Consider the following 15,780-nt stretch of genomic DNA (forward strand, 5'->3'; position numbering starts at 1 on the left):
CCCACACAAGGAGTGCCCGCCTGCCATGGCCGACGCCACGTTTCCGCACGCGCCCAGACCGGATGGAGCGACGGGCGTCCTCGTCCTCGCCAGCGGCGAGGTGGCGTGGGGCCGCGGCTTCGGGGCGACCGGCCAGGCGGTGGGCGAGGTGTGCTTCCACACCGCCATGACGGGTTACCAGGAGATCATGACCGACCCGAGCTTCGCCGGTCAGATCATCACCTTCACCTTCCCGCACATCGGCAACGTCGGGGCCAATCCCGACGACGTCGAGGCCGACAACCCGCACGCGCTCGGCATGATCGTGCGCGAGGACCCGACCGCGCCGAGCAACTTCCGCGCGATGGAGAATCTCGCCGGCTGGATGGAACGGCACGCGCGCATCGGGCTGGCGGGCGTGGACACGCGCGCACTGACGCGCCGCATCCGCGGCGGTGGCGCGCCGACCGGCGTGGTGGCGCATGCGCCCGACGGGCAGTTCGACCTCGACCTGCTGCTCAAGCTGGCGCGCGGCTGGCCCGGGCTGGAGGGGATGGACCTCGCCAAGGACGTGACGCGCGAGACGCACGGCATCTGGGAAGGCGGCATCTGGCGGCTCGGCTTCGGCTATGACGGTGCCGGCGAGGGTGCGCGGCCGCACGTGGTCGCAGTGGATTACGGCAGCAAGTTCAACATCTTCCGTAACTTGGTTCAGGCCGGGGCGAAGGTGTCCGTGGTGCCAGCGACCGCGACCTTCGACGAGATCATGGCGCTCGCGCCCGACGGCATCTTCCTCTCCAACGGCCCCGGCGACCCCGCCGCGACGGGCGCGTACGCCGTGCCGGTGATCCGCCAGCTGCTCGACACCGGCAAGCCGCTGTTCGGCATCTGCCTCGGCCACCAGCTGCTCGCGCTGGCGGTGGGGGCGCGGACGACCAAGATGTTCCAGGGCCATCGCGGCGCCAACCACCCGGTCAAGCGGCTCAGCGACGGCGCGGTCGAGATCACCAGCATGAACCACGGCTTCGCGGTCGAGCGCGAGACGTTGCCCGCCAACGCGCGCGAGACGCACGTTTCGTTGTTCGACGGCAGCAACGCCGGGCTCGAGCTGACCGACCGGCCCGCGTTCAGCGTGCAATATCACCCTGAGGCGAGCCCGGGCCCGCAGGACAGCCTCTATCTGTTCGAGCGGTTCGTCGCGGCGCTCCGCCCGGCCTGACGCAGCGCCGCGACGACATAGCGGGCGAGCGGCGGTGCCCTTGCCCGAAACAAAGAAGCCTTGAAGGCAGGACCTGACGCATGCCCAAACGCACCGACATCTCCTCGATCCTCGTCATCGGCGCGGGGCCGATCATCATCGGCCAGGCGTGCGAGTTCGATTATTCCGGCACGCAGGCAATCAAGGCGCTCAAGGAAGAGGGCTATCGCATCGTCCTGGTCAATTCGAACCCGGCGACGATCATGACCGATCCCGAGCTGGCCGACGCCACCTATGTCGAGCCGATCACCCCCGAGGTGGTCGCCACGATCATCGCCAAGGAACGCCCCGACGCGGTGCTCCCGACCATGGGCGGGCAGACCGCGCTCAACACCGCGCTGGCGCTGTTCCGCGACGGCACGCTGGAGAAATATGGCGTCCAGATGATCGGCGCCGATGCCGAGGCGATCGACAAGGCCGAGGACCGGCTCAAGTTCCGCGACGCGATGGACAAGATCGGGCTGGAGAGCGCGCGCAGCCATATCGCGCATACCGAGGCCGAGGCGCTCGCCGGGCTCGACAAGGTCGGGCTGCCCGCGATCATCCGCCCCAGCTTTACGCTCGGCGGGACGGGCGGCGGCGCCGCCTATAATCGCGAGGAGTTCCTCGAGATCGTTCGCAAGGGGCTCGACGCCTCGCCCACCACCGAGGTGCTGATCGAGGAGTCGCTGCTCGGCTGGAAGGAATATGAGATGGAGGTGGTCCGCGACCGCGCGGACAATTGCATCATCATCTGCTCGATCGAGAACATCGATCCGATGGGCGTCCACACCGGCGATTCCATCACGGTCGCGCCGGCGCTGACGCTGACCGACAAGGAATATCAGATCATGCGCAACGCCAGTATTGCGGTGCTGCGCGAGATCGGCGTCGAGACCGGCGGCTCCAACGTCCAGTTCGCGGTCAACCCGAAGGACGGGCGCCTCATCGTCATCGAGATGAACCCGCGCGTGTCGCGCTCCTCGGCACTGGCGAGCAAGGCGACCGGCTTCCCCATCGCCAAGGTCGCCGCCAAGCTGGCGGTCGGCTATACGCTCGACGAGATCGAGAACGACATCACCGGCGCCACGCCGGCCTCGTTCGAGCCGACGATCGACTATGTCGTCACCAAGATCCCGCGCTTCGCCTTCGAGAAGTTCAAGGGCGCGCAGGCGACGCTGGGCACCGCGATGAAGTCGGTCGGCGAGGTCATGGCGATCGGGCGCAACATCCACGAATCGGTGCAGAAGGCGCTGCGGGGGCTGGAGACCGGCCTGTCGGGCTTCGATCAGGTCGAGCGGCTCGTCGGCGCGCCGCGCGCCGAGATCGAGGCCGCGCTCGCGGCGCCGACGCCCGACCGGCTGCTGGTCGCCGCTCAGGCGCTGCGCGAGGGCTTCACCGTCGCCGAGGTGCACGCCATCGCCAAGTACGACCCCTGGTTCCTCGAGCGGATCGCCGAGATCGTCGCCGCCGAGGCCGAGGTCATGGCGGACGGCCTGCCGATCGACGCGCCCGGCATGCGCCGGCTCAAGGCGATGGGCTTCTCCGACAAGCGCCTCGCCTGGCTCGCGCTCCAGTCGGCCAACCTGCGCGGCATGGAGCGTGGCATCGCGCGCGGCTCGGGGCTGATCCATGAGGCCGTCAAGGCGATGACCGGCGGCGTCACCGAGGCGGAGGTGCGCCAGCACCGTGTGAAGCTCGGCGTGCGGCCGGTGTTCAAGCGCATCGACACCTGCGCCGCGGAGTTCGAGGCCAAGACGCCGTATATGTACTCGACCTACGAGGCGCCGATGTTCGGCGAGCCCGAGAACGAGGCGCAGCCGAGCGACCGGCGCAAGATCGTGATCCTGGGCGGCGGACCGAACCGGATCGGGCAGGGGATCGAGTTCGACTATTGCTGTTGCCACGCCTGTTTCGCGCTGGCCGACCAGGGCTATGAGACGATCATGGTCAACTGCAACCCGGAGACGGTGAGCACCGACTATGACACCTCGGACCGTCTCTATTTCGAGCCGCTGACCGCGGAAGATGTGCTCGAGATCCTGCACGTCGAGCAGCAGTCGGGCGAGCTGGTCGGCGTGATCGTCCAGTTCGGCGGCCAGACCCCGCTCAACCTCGCGCGCGCGCTGGAGCAGGCAGGCATCCCGATCCTCGGCACCTCGCCCGACGCGATCGATCTGGCCGAGGACCGCGAGCGCTTCGCCGCGCTCGTCAACCGGCTCAAATTGCTCCAGCCCGCCAACGGCATCGCGCGCAGCCGCGAGGAGGCGCTCAACGTCGCCAACCGCATCGGCTATCCCGTGCTGATGCGGCCGAGCTACGTGCTCGGCGGCCGCGCGATGGAGATCGTCGACAGCGACCAGCAGCTCGAAGACTACATCCAGACCGCGGTGCAGGTGTCGGGCGACGCGCCGGTGCTGATCGACCAGTATCTGCGCGACGCGGTCGAGGTCGACGTCGACGCGATCTGCGACGGCGAGCAGGTCGTGGTCGCGGGCGTGCTCCAGCATATCGAGGAGGCTGGGGTCCACTCGGGCGACAGCGCCTGCTCAATCCCGCCCTATTCGCTCGCGCCGGAGATCGTCGCCGAGATCGAGCGCCAGGCCGAGGCGCTCGCCCACGGCCTCTCCGTGCGCGGGCTGATGAACATCCAGTTCGCGGTCAAGGACGGGCTGGTCTATCTCATCGAGGTCAACCCGCGCGCCAGCCGCACCGTGCCGTTCGTCGCCAAGGCGATCGGGGCGCCGATCGCCAAGATCGCGGCGCGCGTGATGGCGGGCGAGAAGCTCGCCGACCTGCCAAGGATCAACCGCGATATCGACTATTTCGCGGTGAAGGAGGCGGTGTTCCCGTTCAGCCGCTTTCCCGGAATCGACCCGGTGCTGTCGCCCGAGATGAAGAGCACCGGCGAGGTGATGGGGATCGACCGCGACTTCACCACCGCCTTCGCCAAGTCACAGCTCGGCGCGGGCACGATACTGCCCAGCGGGGGCGCGGTGTTCGTCAGCGTGAAGCAGGGCGACAAGGAGGCGATCGTCCCGGCGGTGCGCACCTTGGTCGAGGCCGGCTTCGCCATCGTCGCCACCGCGGGCACGGCGGACCATCTCGAGCGCGCCGGGCTGCCGGTAGAGCGGATCAACAAGGTGGCGCAGGGGCGGCCACACATCGTCGACCGCATCAAGGACGGCAAGATCGACTTGATCTTCAATACCACCGAGGGATGGCAAAGCCTCAAGGACTCGCAGCCGATCCGCGCCTCGGCAGTGAACGGCAAGATCCCCTATTTCACCACCGCCTCGGCGGCGGTGCAGGCGGCCGCCGCGATTGGCGCCGGCGTCGCCGGCAATTCCGGGAGCAAGCTTGAAGTGCGTCCGCTGCAGGCCTATTATTCGCAGCCGCACAACTGATCCCCATACAATCCGGATGGTGCGGGCGGTCGCGACGACGCGACCGCTCGGTGGGTGTTTTTCGAAGGATGGACGATGGCGACGGTCGAGAAGATGCCGATGCTGCAGGAGGGCTATGAGAAGCTGAACGCTGATCTCAAGCGCCTCAAGACCGAGCGGCCGCAGATCGTCGACGCGATCGAGGAAGCCCGCGCGCACGGCGACCTGTCGGAAAACGCGGAATATCACGCCGCGAAGGAGCGTCAGGGTCAGATCGAGGCGTCGATCGCCGACATCGAGGACAAGCTCAGCCGCGCGCAGATCATCGATCCGCGCGATTTGTCGGGCGACAAGATCGTGTTCGGCGCCACTGTCACGTTGATCGACGAGGACGACAAGCCCGTACGGTATCAGATCGTCGGCCAGACCGAGGCGGACGCCAAGACCGGCCGGATCAGCTACAATTCGCCGCTTGGCCGCGCGCTGATCGGGCGCAGTGTCGAGGACGAGGTGGAGGTCTCAGTGCCCGCGGGCGACCGCTACTATGTAGTGTCGAAGATCGAGTTCATCTGACGCACGTCGAGGCCGGGGCCGCACTGACCTTCGGCTGAGGAAGCGACGCCTCTTGTTGCCCCGGCGGAGGCCGGGGCCCAGGTGGGAAGGTCTTGGTGCAGTCCGGTCCCGTCCCCGACTGGACCCCGGCTTTCGCCGGGGTGGCAGCTACTGTGGGGTGACAGCCGCTATCTGTGAGTGGCTCGCCTCCGGCGCTCAGCCGTACCGTTCATCATCCAGCCGCCGCGCCACCGCGATGAACTCCGCAACGCTGACCGTCTCCGCACGCCGGGTCGGGTCGATGCCCTCCGCCTCGACCGCGGCGATCGCGCCGGGCACGCCGCGCAGGCTCTGCCGCAGCATCTTGCGCCGCTGCCCGAATGCCGCCGCGGTGAGCCGCTCCAGCGTCGCCAGCCGCACGCCGGTAGGCGCTTTCTCCGGCACGATATGGACCACAGCCGACATCACCTTGGGCGGTGGGGTGAAGGCCGAGCGGTGCACGGGCATCGCGATCCGCGCGCTCGCGCGCCACTGCGCCAGCACCGCCAGCCGGCCGTAAGCGTCGCCGCCGACCGGCGCGACGATCCGCTCCGCCACCTCGCGCTGGAACATCAGCGTGAGCGACTGCCACCACGGCTGCCACTCGGCCGAGAGCCAACCGACCAGCAGCGCGGTGCCGACATTATAGGGCAGGTTGGAAACGATGTGCGGCGCGGTCCTGAAGAGCGCGCTCGCGTCGATCTCCGTGGCGTCGCCCTCGATCACGTTGAGCTGCCCCGGATAGGCCGCGCCCAGCTCGGCGAGCGCGGGGATGCAGCGGCGGTCACGCTCGATCGCGGTGACCCGCGCCCCCGCGGCGAGCAGCGCCCGTGTGAGCCCGCCGGGGCCCGGGCCGACCTCCAGCACCTCGGTCCCGGTGAGCTCGCCCGGCACGCGCGCAATGCGTGCGAGCAGCTGCGAATCGAACAGGAAGTTCTGTCCCAATGCCTTGGACGCATTGAGGCCATAACGCGCGATGACGTCGCGCAGCGGTGGCAGCGCCACCGACGCGGGCGTCTCGCTCACGCCGCGGTGGCGCAGCGCGCGCGCTGCCGGGCTGCGGCATCCGCCATCGCGATCGCGGCGATCGTGGCGCCGGGATGCGCCACGCCCTTGCCGGCGATGCCGAAGGCGGTGCCGTGATCGGGCGAGGTGCGAACGATCGGCAGCCCTAGCGTTATATTGACGCCGTCGTCGAAGTGGAGCGTCTTGAGCGGCACGAGCGCCTGGTCGTGGTAGCAGCACAGCGCCGCGTCATATTGTTCGCGGGCCCGCGCGTGGAACATGGTGTCGGCGGGGTAGGGGCCGCGCGCGTCGATCCCCTCGGCGACGAGTTGCTCGATGGCGGGGCGAATGATGTCGATCTCCTCCCGCCCCATCGTGCCTTCCTCCCCCGCATGCGGGTTGAAGCCCGCGAAGGCGAGCCGCGGGGCATCGATCCCGAAGTTGCGCGTCAGCCCGCGCGCCGTCACGCGCGCCTTGGCGACAATCAGCTCGACGCTTAGCAGCCCCGACACCGAGGCGAGCGCCACATGTGTCGTGATCGGCACCACGCGCAGGTCCGGTCCGGCAAGCATCATCACCGCATTGTCGCGCGCGATCCCGCAGCGCTCGGCGACGAACTCGGTCTGGCCGGGATGGGTGAAACCGACACCGTAGAGCTGCGCCTTGGAGACCGGGCCGGTGACCAGTGCCCGCCCCGCGCCCGAGCGTACCAGACCGGCGGCGAGTTCGAGCGCGTGCAGCGCGCAGCGCGCACCGTCGGCATCGGGCTGGCCGGGGACGATCTCGCCGGCGTCCTGTACGGTGAGCACCGGCAGCGCGCCGGGGTAGACCCGTTCGACCGCGGCAAGATCGCTGATCGGCGCGATCGGACCGTCCCACACGCGCGCCACCGCGCGCTCGTCGCCGACCGCGACGAACGGCGGCAGCGCATGCACCTCACGCGCGGCCCAGGCCTTGGCGATCGTCTCCGGGCCGATCCCGGCGGGATCTCCCATGGCGATGACGATCGGCGCGGTCACGGCCGTACCTCAGCGATACTCGATCACCGCGTCGCGGCGAAGATCGCGCAGCGCCTGCTGGGCGCGGAGATTGACGCGCTGCTGCTCGAGCTGGTTCTGCACCTGCTGCGCGCCCGGCAGCTGCCCGCCTTGCACCTCGTCGCGTCCGCAGAGCACCAATGTGCGCACGCCCTCGGTCGGCGAGCCGAACGGCGGTGTCGCTTGCCCGACCTGGAGGTTAATCATGATCGTCTGGAGCTGCGGCGGCAGATCCCGGACGCGGATCGCGTCATTGTTGACCACCTCCGCGTTGAGCGTGCCGGCCACCTTGTCCACCGAGCCGCAGCCCTGCAGCTTCTGGATCGCCTCGGCGAAGGCGGAGGTGCGCGCGGTCGCCTGTGCCTGGGTGGTGTTGGCCGGGAACTTGATCGTCATCTGCTTGAGGCTGAGGCGCGCGTCGCGCGGGTCGGCGCTGCCCACACGACGCTTGTCGACCAGGTAGAGGATCGAGAAGCCGCCCGGCGTCGCCACCGGCCCGGCGACCTGGCCGACCTGCATCGTCGTGGCCGCCTGCGCCAGCGCGTCGGGCAGCTGCGCGGTGCGGACCCAGCCGAGATCGCCGCCGACGCCGCGCGTCGAGGCCTCGGAGAAATTGCGCGCGAAATAAGCGAACGGCGCCTTGCCCTGGCCGATCTCGGCGATCAGCTGGCGTGCGTTGTTGAACACCTGCTCCTGCCGATCGGGCGTGGCGGCAAGATAGATTTCGTTGAGGTGAAACTCCTCGGTGCCCTTGGCTGCTTCAAGCCGATCCAGGATGGCCTTCACCTCCTCGTCGCCGACGTTGACGAACGGCTCGACCCGCTTGCTGAGGTAGCGGCTCCACGCCAGCTCACCCTCGATCTGGCGACGGATCGAACGGTCCGACGAGCCGCTCTCGCGTAAGAAAGCGGCGAACTGCTCGGGCGTCTTGCCGAAATTGCGCGAGACGCGCGCGAAGCTCTGGTCAATCTGGTCTTTGGTGATCGTCACGTCCGCCGTCTTGGCCTGCTGGATCTCGAGCGTCTCGTCGATCAGCTGGCGCAGCACCTGGAGCTGGAGGCGGTCGCGCTCCTGATCGGAGAGCTTGACGTTGTTGGCCGCGGCAATCAGTGCGACGCGCTGGTCGACGTCGGTTCGCGTGATCACCGTATCGTTGACGATCGCGGTTGCCTTGCGGACGTTCGGATCGACGTTGCCGAACACCTGGAGATTGGCAGGCAGGCCGAGCCCGGTCGGATCGCTGGCGAGCCCCCCCTGCTCGGGAGCATCCTGGTCGGCCGCGGTCTGCGCGATCGCCACGCCCGCGGTCCCGACCATCAGCAGCGCCGCCAGTACCCGGCGGGTCAGCACCGCACCCATCGTCTTGGTCATCACGTGTGTCTCGAAATCCCTATCGCGTCGCCGCACGTCGATCGCTTCCATCACGGCTCCCGGACAGCGGCCGCACGCGACCTTGATCTGCCCGAAGCGAACTGAACAGGGGCTTAGCGGCCGAGGTTCTTGAAGGAAAGCGTCAAGAGATAGCTGTCGCCGCGCCGGGCATCGCCAACGGTGCGATAGTCGCGCCGCCACGTCACGCCAAGATCGAGACAATCGTCCTGATAGGCCAGGCCGAGCCGATGCCGGATTGGCGTGAAGCCGTCGGCCTGCGACAGCGGGTCCTCGGCTCGGTCAGTGAGGTCCACCACGGCTGAGCCCCATAACGACCAGAAGCGCGCAAAGGCGACGCGACCGCCGGCGCGGACTTCCTCGCGGTCCTGCAAATCCTCGAGTTCGGTGATGTCGCGGTTGAGGCGGAGATAGCCGACCGTCGCGTAGGTGCGACGCGAGCCAACGGTCGCGTCGAGCTCGTTGCGGCGCACCGCGAGATTGCTCTTGTCGAGCCGGTAGCGGTGGGTGAGCGTGACGAACTCGCCGATGCGCACGTTGGTACGCCCGACGATGTCGGAGAACCGATCCGACAGGCCAGTACCATCGGGCAGGATGCTCGGCCGTGAATTGAGGCGGTAGCTTTGGCCGACGTTGGTGGTGATGGCGACGCCGGGAAGATCGAGCGACCAGTCCGCGCCGTAGGTCACGCGACTCGAGTCCTCCCACCGGTCGTAGCCGGGAAAGCGGTTGAGGGCGAAGAGGTTAGAGTCCTCAAGGTCGACCGCGCGAGCGTCCTCGTTCGGGACCTGGATGTTGCGCGTACGCGGCGTGGCGACCACCTGGACCCGCGGTGAGAAGCGTTGCAGCCCGCCGAACAGCTCGCCGACGAAGGGCCAGCGCACGTCCGCCGCGAGCGCGCCGATCGCGCGCGTCTGGAACCCGTCGATCCCGCGATACTGATCGACGGCGGTGGCGACCGTGTCGTTCGAATTGTACGCGTCGCCGCGCGCATAGGCGCTGAGCGTCACCTCCTGGCCCATGACGGTGACGCCGCGCCAGTCCCAACGCGCGCTGGCGAAGGCGCGCTGCGTGTCCTGGCCCGCCCTGCGTCCGACCGCGAGCGTGTTAAGCTGGAGCTGGAGCACGCCGCCGAGCATGCCGTCGTTGATACGGCGGCGATAGTCCATCTCGGGCAGCGCCACCGGCTGCATGCCCTGGCGGTCGCCGACCCGCAGCGTCTGCACTGCCCAGCCTGCAAGCGAGAAATAGCTGTTCGCGTCGATCCGCTCGAGCGCGATGGTGGTGCGCAGCCGGTCATCGTTGGAGATGTCGTAGCGGCGCAGGAAGGTGCGATCAGTGACGATCCGCATCGAGCCCGAGATGCTCCAGTTCGGATCGAGCTGGAAGCGCCCGCTGCCGTCGAGATAGCCGCGGAAGGCGCGCGTCGTATCCGAGGTGAAGCCGCTCGAGAGATCGTCGCTGCGCCGGCTGCTGGTGGCATAGCCCGCGATCGAATAGGCGCCGAGCTCGTTCACCGCGCTGTAGCGCGCCTCGAGCATCGGCACCTCGGACGAGAACAGATGCGGCGCGATGACGAGCGAGCGATTTGGTCCGAGCGCGAAATTGAACGGCAGCACCAGCTCGGCGCCGTTCAGCCTGGTCAGCCCGAAGGACGGGGTGAGCAGGCCGCTGTCATTGCTCTGCGCGATCGAGTGGCTGAAGCGCGGCAGCGCGGGGCTGGTCAGCCCGAACAGGTGGAAGCGCGCGCCTTCGTAAGAGACTCGCTGACGATCCGCGTCATAGGTCACCTTGACCGCAGTGATCTTCCACGCCGGTTCCTTCGGACAGCCGTCCGAGTTGGTCACCGCGCATGGCGAGTAGACGGCGCGATCGAGATTGTAGACGCCGTCGGGCTGGCGCGTGCCGCGCACTGCCGCGAGACGCCCACCCTGTTCGAGCACGACCAGCAGATTGTCGACCACGCCGTCGCGCAGCGTATCGGTCAGCTCGATGGAGTCGCCGTACGCAGTGTCGCCTTCCGGGTCGGTCACCGCGACGTTACCCGTGGCGATCACTTTGCCGGTCTTGCGGTTCCACACCACACGCTCGGCGCGCAGCCGGTCGCCGCCGCGGGTCATCCGCACCTCGCCGGTGGCGGTGACCACGTCCGCCTCGGTGTCATACTCCAGCCCGTTGGCGCTGAACTGCACCTGCTCGTTCTCGCCTTGAGAGCTGGCTGCCGGCGACGCAGCGGTCGCGGGGGAGTTCGTCGGCGCCAAGGGCGACGGCCGGGCGGGGGTCGGCACCGGCGCCTGCGCCGCGGCCGGCGCGGCGGCGAGCAGCCACAGCGCGCCGCCGGCGAGAAGTTCATTACGCGTCACGTCGCTTCCGTTGCACCCCCGCGCGCGCTGCCGGGATGGCGACGGCGCAACGGCGCCCTATCGCATCGCGCACGCGTCGCTGCAACGCTTTGCCAGTTCGCGCGCTCGGCCCTATTCAGCAGATGATGACTGAGAAGGACAGCCGCATGAAGATCGCGTTCGCCGCCACCCGACCCGAGACGAGCGCGGTGTTGGCGCTGCCGGTGCAGAAGGGCGGCGCCACCGCCGGGCTGGTGGAGGGCGCGGACGCGCTTCTCGCCGCGGCGGCGAGCGGGCAGCGGTTCGAAGGCGAGGCTGGCAGCGTCACCGAGCTGTTCGTGCCGCATGCCGACGGGGCGCGGCGCGTGCTGCTGCTCGGCGTCGGCGCGGGTGACGACGCCGCTTATGAGCGCGCCGGCGGTGCGCTGACCGCCCGGCTGCTGACCAGCGGCGTAACCGCAGCAGTGGCCGATCTCAGCGGCGCCGCCCCGATCGCCGCCGCGCGCTTCGCGGCCGGCGCGGCGCAGCGCGCGTGGCGCTTCGACGAATATCGCACCAAGCTGTCGGACAAGCAGAAGCCGACGCTGACCGCGCTCACCGTCGTGGGCAGCGACTCGGCCTGGGCCGACCGCGACGCCGTCACCGCGGGCGTCGCTTTGGCGCGATTGCTCGCGACGCTGCCGCCCAACATCCTCTACCCCGAGACGTTCGTCGAGCGCGTGCTCGCCGCTGTCGACGGGCTGGGACTGGACGTGGCCGTGCTCACCGAGGACGACATGCGCCAGCTCGGCATGGGCGCGCTGCTCGGCGTCAGCCAGGGCTCGACCCGCGAGGCGCGCATTCTCGCGCTGCGCTGGAGCGGGGCGGGCGAGGCGGCGCCGCTCACTGCGCTGGTCGGCAAGGGCGTGACGTTCGACACCGGCGGCATTTCGATCAAGCCGTCCGCCGGGATGGAGGACATGAAGTGGGACATGGGGGGCGCTGCGGCGGTCGCCGGCGCGATGCTGGCGCTCGCCCGACGCGGCGCGAAGGCGAACGTGATCGGCGTCATGGGCCTGGTCGAGAACATGCCCGACGGCAATGCGCAGCGCCCCGGGGATGTGGTCACGACGATGTCGGGCCAGACCGTGGAGGTGATCAACACCGACGCGGAGGGGCGGCTGGTTCTGTGTGACTGCCTCACCTGGGTACAGCGCGAGCACAAGCCGGCACGGATCGTCGATCTCGCTACGCTCACCGGCGCGATGATCGTCAGCCTCGGCAATGAATATGGTGGCCTCTTCTCCAACGACGACGCGCTCGCCGACCAGCTGCTCGCCGCCGGGCGCGCCTCGGGTGACCAGCTGTGGCGCTTCCCGTTGGCCGATGCCTATGACCGACTGATCGACTCGCCGATCGCGGACGTGAAGAATGTCGGTCCGCGCGGCGCGGGTTCGATCACCGCGGCGCAGTTCCTGCAACGTTTCGTCGATACCGGGGTGGCCTGGGCGCACCTCGATATCGCGGGCATGGTCTGGGCCGACAAGGACGGGCCGACCTGGGCAAAGGGCGCGACCGGCTATGGCGTGCGCGTGCTCGACCGCTTCGTCGCGGACTCCTGCGAGCCGTGAGCGAGCCGGCGGGTGAGCGCGCGGTGCAGGTGGACTTCTACCATCTCACGCTCATGCCGCTCGAGCGCGCACTGCCGCAAATCGCCGAGAAGGTGGTGGCGAACGGCGCGCGGCTGCTGATCGTCGCCGCGGAGGCGGAGCAGCGCGCCATGCTCGACCGGCTGCTGTGGAGCTACGCGCCCGCCAGTTTCCTGCCGCACGCGCAGCTCGGCGGGGCGGAGGACGCACACCAACCGGTGCTGATCGCGGAGACCCTCGACGCGGCCAACAATGCGCGCCACGTCGCGCTGGTGGACGGACGCTGGCGCGACGACGCTCTCGACTTCGACCGCGTGTTCCACTTCTTCGCCGACGACCAGATCGGCGCCGCGCGGGCGGCCTGGAAGGCGCTGGCGGACCGTCCCGCGGTGACGCGCCGCTATTGGAAGCAGAATGACAGCGGCCGCTGGGAACAGGCGGCGTGACGCTTGCCTCGCGTCGCCGCGCCGCCTAGGGGAGCGCCACTTTTCCCCTCATTGTAGCAGGAGCCCGTGACCGTCATGGCCGCGAACCGTACCTTCTCGATTATCAAGCCCGACGCCACGCGTCGCAACCTGACCGGCGCGGTTACCAAGATGCTGGAGGAGGCGGGCCTGCGCGTCGTCGCCTCCAAGCGCATCAAGATGACCAAGGAGCAGGCCGAGGGCTTCTACGCGGTCCACAAGGAGCGGCCGTTCTTCAACGATCTGGTCGGCTTCATGATCTCGGGTCCGGTGGTCGTGCAGGTGCTTGAGGGCGAAAACGCCGTGCAGCGCAACCGCGACATCATGGGCGCGACCAACCCTGAGAACGCCGCACCCGGCACGATCCGCAAGGAGCTGGCCGAGTCGATCGAGGCCAATTCGGTGCACGGGTCGGACTCGGACGAGAATGCCGCGATCGAAATCGCCTATTTCTTCAAGCCCGAAGAGATCGTCGGCTGACATGACAACGCCGGCGTGGCAGCTGCGGCGCGCCGGCGTGCACGACACGGACGCGCTCGCGCTGGTTGCGGGCGCAACCTTCCTCGAGGCGTTCGCGGGCGTGCTCGACGGCGCCGACATCGTCGCGCACGTCGGGCTTAACAGCAGCGCCGCCGCCTTCGCGCGCTATTTTGCGGCAGGGGCGATGGCGACGCTGGCGGTGGTCGACCCGGGTGCCGCACCGGTCGGCTATACGTTGCTCACCGCGCCCGATCTGCCGGTCGCGCCGCTGCCGGGCGATATCGAGCTCAAGCGGATCTACGCGTTGAGGCCCTATCACGGTACCGGTCTAGGCGCCGCCTTGATCGCACGCGCCCTCGACGACGCGGGCGATGCGGGCTGCGGGCGCGTGTTGCTCGGTGTGTACGGCGGCAACCGCCGCGCGCATCGCTTCTATGAAAAGCACGGCTTCACGGTCGTGGGCGAGCGCCGCTTCCTGGTTGGCGCGACCTGGCACGACGATCGCGTTTACGGGCGCGCGGTGTAGGCGCCAACGGAGGGAGCGCGACTCTCAAGCCTCTCGCCACGCCCCCTCGCGCACGAAGCGCGCCAGCACCGCCGGATACAGCCGGTGCTCCGCCGCCAGCACGCGCTCGGCCAGGGTATGCGCCGTGTCACCGGTCTCGATCGGCACCTCGGCCCGACCCAGCACCGCACCGCCGTCAAGCTCCTCGGTGACGACATGGACTGAGCAGCCCGCCACCGCGTCTCCCGCCGCGATCGCGCGCGCATGCGTGTCGAGCCCCTTGTACTTGGGCAGCAGCGAGGGGTGAATATTGATGATCCGTCCCCGCCAGCGTGCGACGAAATCATCTGACAGCAGTCGCATATAGCCGGCCAAGGCGATGATCTCGGTGCCGGCCGCGCGCAGCGCGGTGTCGAGCGCCGCCTCATAGGCCGGCTTGCCGATGCCGCGCGGCGAGAGCGCGAAGGTAGCGAGCCCGTGCTCGCGCGCCCAGCCGAGTCCCGGCGCCTCCGGCTTGTCCGACGCGACGAGCGCAATCACGTAGCTCTCGCCCGCCGCCGCGGCGAGCGAGCGCATGTTCGATCCGCGCCCGGAGAGCAGGACCGCGACTCGCACCGGCGCGCTCATGCCCGGTGCGTCGCGGTCCAGTCGGCGCGCGCGCTCCACGTCTCCGCACTGCCCGACACGGTGCAGCCGCGCTCGCCCGCCTCGACCCGGCCGATCGCCACGACCGTCTCGCCCGCCGCCGCCAGCGCCGACGTTACCGCCTCTGCCTCGTCCGCGGCGACGATAACCGCCATCCCGATCCCGCAGTTGAACGTGCGCGCCATCTCCTCGGGCTCGATCCCGCCCTGCGCCTGAAGGAACGCCATCAGCCGCGGCTGCGGCCAGGCGTCGGCATCGACCATCGCGTGCGTGCCGGCGGGCAATACGCGCGGCAGATTCTCGAGCAGCCCGCCGCCGGTGATATGCGCAAGGCCCTTGACCCGGCGTTCGCGCAGCAACGGCAGCAGGCTCGAGACATAGATCCGCGTCGGCGCCATCAGATGATCGATCAGCAGCTTGTCGGGATCGAACAGCGCGGGGCGATCGAGCTTCCATGCCTTGTCGGCGGCGAGCCGGCGGACCAGCGAGAAGCCGTTCGAGTGGACGCCCGACGAGGCGAGCCCGAGGATCACGTCGCCTGCCGCGATCATGGCACCGGTCAGCACGTCGCCACGCTCCACCGCGCCGACGCAGAAGCCGGCGAGATCATAGTCGCCCACCTCGTACATGCCGGGCATCTCCGCGGTCTCCCCGCCGATCAGCGCGCAGCCGGCGATACGGCAGCCTTGGGCAATCGACGCGACGACGCGCTCGGCCACCGCGGTATCGAGCCGACCGGTCGCGTAATAATCGAGGAAGAAGAGCGGTTCGGCGCCCTGCACGATCAGATCGTTGACACACATGGCGACGAGATCGATCCCGACGCCCTCGTGTCGTTCCCACTCGATCGCCAATTTGAGCTTGGTACCGACCCCATCGTTGGCCGCCACCAGCAGCGGATCGGTGAACCCGGCGGCGCGCAGGTCGAAGAAGCCGCCGAAGCCGCCGAGATCGGCGTCGGCGCCCGCACGGCGCGTCGCGCGGGCCAGTGGCGCGATCGCGCGCACCAGCGCGTTTCCGGCGGCGATCGAGACGCCGGCCTGCTCGTAGGTGTAACCTTCGTTGCTCATGGCGACGCGCCTAGCCACATCG

The 15,780-nt window shown here is 69.1% G+C and carries 13 protein-coding genes; 7 read left to right on the forward strand and 6 right to left on the reverse strand.

Features of this window, described 5'->3' with window-relative positions; translation table 11 throughout:
- The first annotated feature begins 25 nt into the window (after nt 1-25).
- The 3 genes from carA (at nt 26) to greA (ending at nt 5,175) form a co-directional block, all read left to right on the forward strand.
- The gene (gene carA, locus ACMGDM_RS12945) at nt 26-1,198 is read left to right on the forward strand and encodes a glutamine-hydrolyzing carbamoyl-phosphate synthase small subunit (RefSeq protein WP_436804530.1); all 1,173 of its coding nucleotides are present in this window, start codon (nt 26-28) and stop codon (nt 1,196-1,198) included.
- An 80-nt stretch (nt 1,199-1,278) separates the two neighbouring features.
- The gene (gene carB, locus ACMGDM_RS12950; protein WP_436804531.1) at nt 1,279-4,623 is read left to right on the forward strand and encodes a carbamoyl-phosphate synthase large subunit; all 3,345 of its coding nucleotides are present in this window, start codon (nt 1,279-1,281) and stop codon (nt 4,621-4,623) included.
- 75 nt (nt 4,624-4,698) lie between these two features.
- Nucleotides 4,699-5,175 (forward strand): transcription elongation factor GreA, encoded by a 477-nt coding sequence (gene greA / locus ACMGDM_RS12955; protein WP_436804532.1) that lies wholly within the window; start codon nt 4,699-4,701, stop codon nt 5,173-5,175.
- Nucleotides 5,176-5,370: 195 nt separating this feature from the next.
- Here greA and rsmA read toward each other — a convergent pair whose 3' ends face one another.
- The 4 genes from rsmA to ACMGDM_RS12975 all read right to left on the reverse strand — a co-directional run bounded on the left by rsmA (nt 5,371) and on the right by ACMGDM_RS12975 (nt 10,987).
- Nucleotides 5,371-6,219: a 16S rRNA (adenine(1518)-N(6)/adenine(1519)-N(6))-dimethyltransferase RsmA gene (gene rsmA, locus ACMGDM_RS12960; protein ID WP_436804533.1), complete on the reverse strand. Its 849-nt coding sequence runs from the start codon at nt 6,217-6,219 to the stop codon at nt 5,371-5,373.
- Nucleotides 6,216-7,217: a 4-hydroxythreonine-4-phosphate dehydrogenase PdxA gene (gene pdxA, locus ACMGDM_RS12965; RefSeq protein WP_436804534.1), complete on the reverse strand. Its 1,002-nt coding sequence runs from the start codon at nt 7,215-7,217 to the stop codon at nt 6,216-6,218. Before pdxA ends, rsmA begins: the two co-directional genes overlap by 4 nt.
- 9 nt (nt 7,218-7,226) lie before the next feature.
- The gene (locus ACMGDM_RS12970) at nt 7,227-8,606 is read right to left on the reverse strand and encodes a peptidylprolyl isomerase (RefSeq protein WP_436804535.1); all 1,380 of its coding nucleotides are present in this window, start codon (nt 8,604-8,606) and stop codon (nt 7,227-7,229) included.
- A gap of 113 nt (nt 8,607-8,719) precedes the next feature.
- On the reverse strand, nt 8,720-10,987 hold the full coding sequence (locus tag ACMGDM_RS12975) for an LPS-assembly protein LptD (RefSeq protein ID WP_436804536.1): 2,268 nt from the start codon (nt 10,985-10,987) through the stop codon (nt 8,720-8,722).
- 146 nt (nt 10,988-11,133) lie between these two features.
- On the opposite strand from ACMGDM_RS12975, the gene ACMGDM_RS12980 reads away from it, so the two are divergent.
- The 4 genes from ACMGDM_RS12980 (at nt 11,134) to ACMGDM_RS12995 (ending at nt 14,064) form a co-directional block, all read left to right on the forward strand.
- Nucleotides 11,134-12,576 carry a leucyl aminopeptidase gene (locus ACMGDM_RS12980; protein ID WP_436804537.1) on the forward strand — a complete coding sequence of 481 codons (1,443 nt, stop codon included), beginning with the start codon at nt 11,134-11,136 and terminating at the stop codon, nt 12,574-12,576.
- A 23-nt stretch (nt 12,577-12,599) separates the two neighbouring features.
- Nucleotides 12,600-13,040, forward strand: coding sequence for a DNA polymerase III subunit chi (locus ACMGDM_RS12985; RefSeq protein WP_436804835.1), 441 nt, complete (start codon nt 12,600-12,602; stop codon nt 13,038-13,040).
- 75 nt (nt 13,041-13,115) lie between these two features.
- Nucleotides 13,116-13,538 carry a nucleoside-diphosphate kinase gene (ndk, locus tag ACMGDM_RS12990; protein WP_436804538.1) on the forward strand — a complete coding sequence of 141 codons (423 nt, stop codon included), beginning with the start codon at nt 13,116-13,118 and terminating at the stop codon, nt 13,536-13,538.
- 1 nt (nt 13,539) lies between these two features.
- Nucleotides 13,540-14,064, forward strand: coding sequence for a GNAT family N-acetyltransferase (locus tag ACMGDM_RS12995; RefSeq protein WP_436804539.1), 525 nt, complete (start codon nt 13,540-13,542; stop codon nt 14,062-14,064).
- A 24-nt stretch (nt 14,065-14,088) separates the two neighbouring features.
- Here the strand turns inward: ACMGDM_RS12995 and purN are convergent, their stop codons facing one another.
- A complete protein-coding gene (gene purN, locus ACMGDM_RS13000) occupies nt 14,089-14,670 on the reverse strand; it encodes a phosphoribosylglycinamide formyltransferase (protein ID WP_436804540.1) in 582 nt (193 codons plus the stop codon).
- Nucleotides 14,667-15,758: a phosphoribosylformylglycinamidine cyclo-ligase gene (gene purM, locus ACMGDM_RS13005; RefSeq protein ID WP_436804541.1), complete on the reverse strand. Its 1,092-nt coding sequence runs from the start codon at nt 15,756-15,758 to the stop codon at nt 14,667-14,669. The genes purN and purM overlap by 4 nt, the downstream gene beginning before the upstream one ends.
- Nucleotides 15,759-15,780: the final 22 nt, after the last annotated feature.

Source organism: Sphingomonas larreae (assembly GCF_051400595.1).
In the GTDB taxonomy this organism is placed as follows: domain Bacteria; phylum Pseudomonadota; class Alphaproteobacteria; order Sphingomonadales; family Sphingomonadaceae; genus Sphingomonas.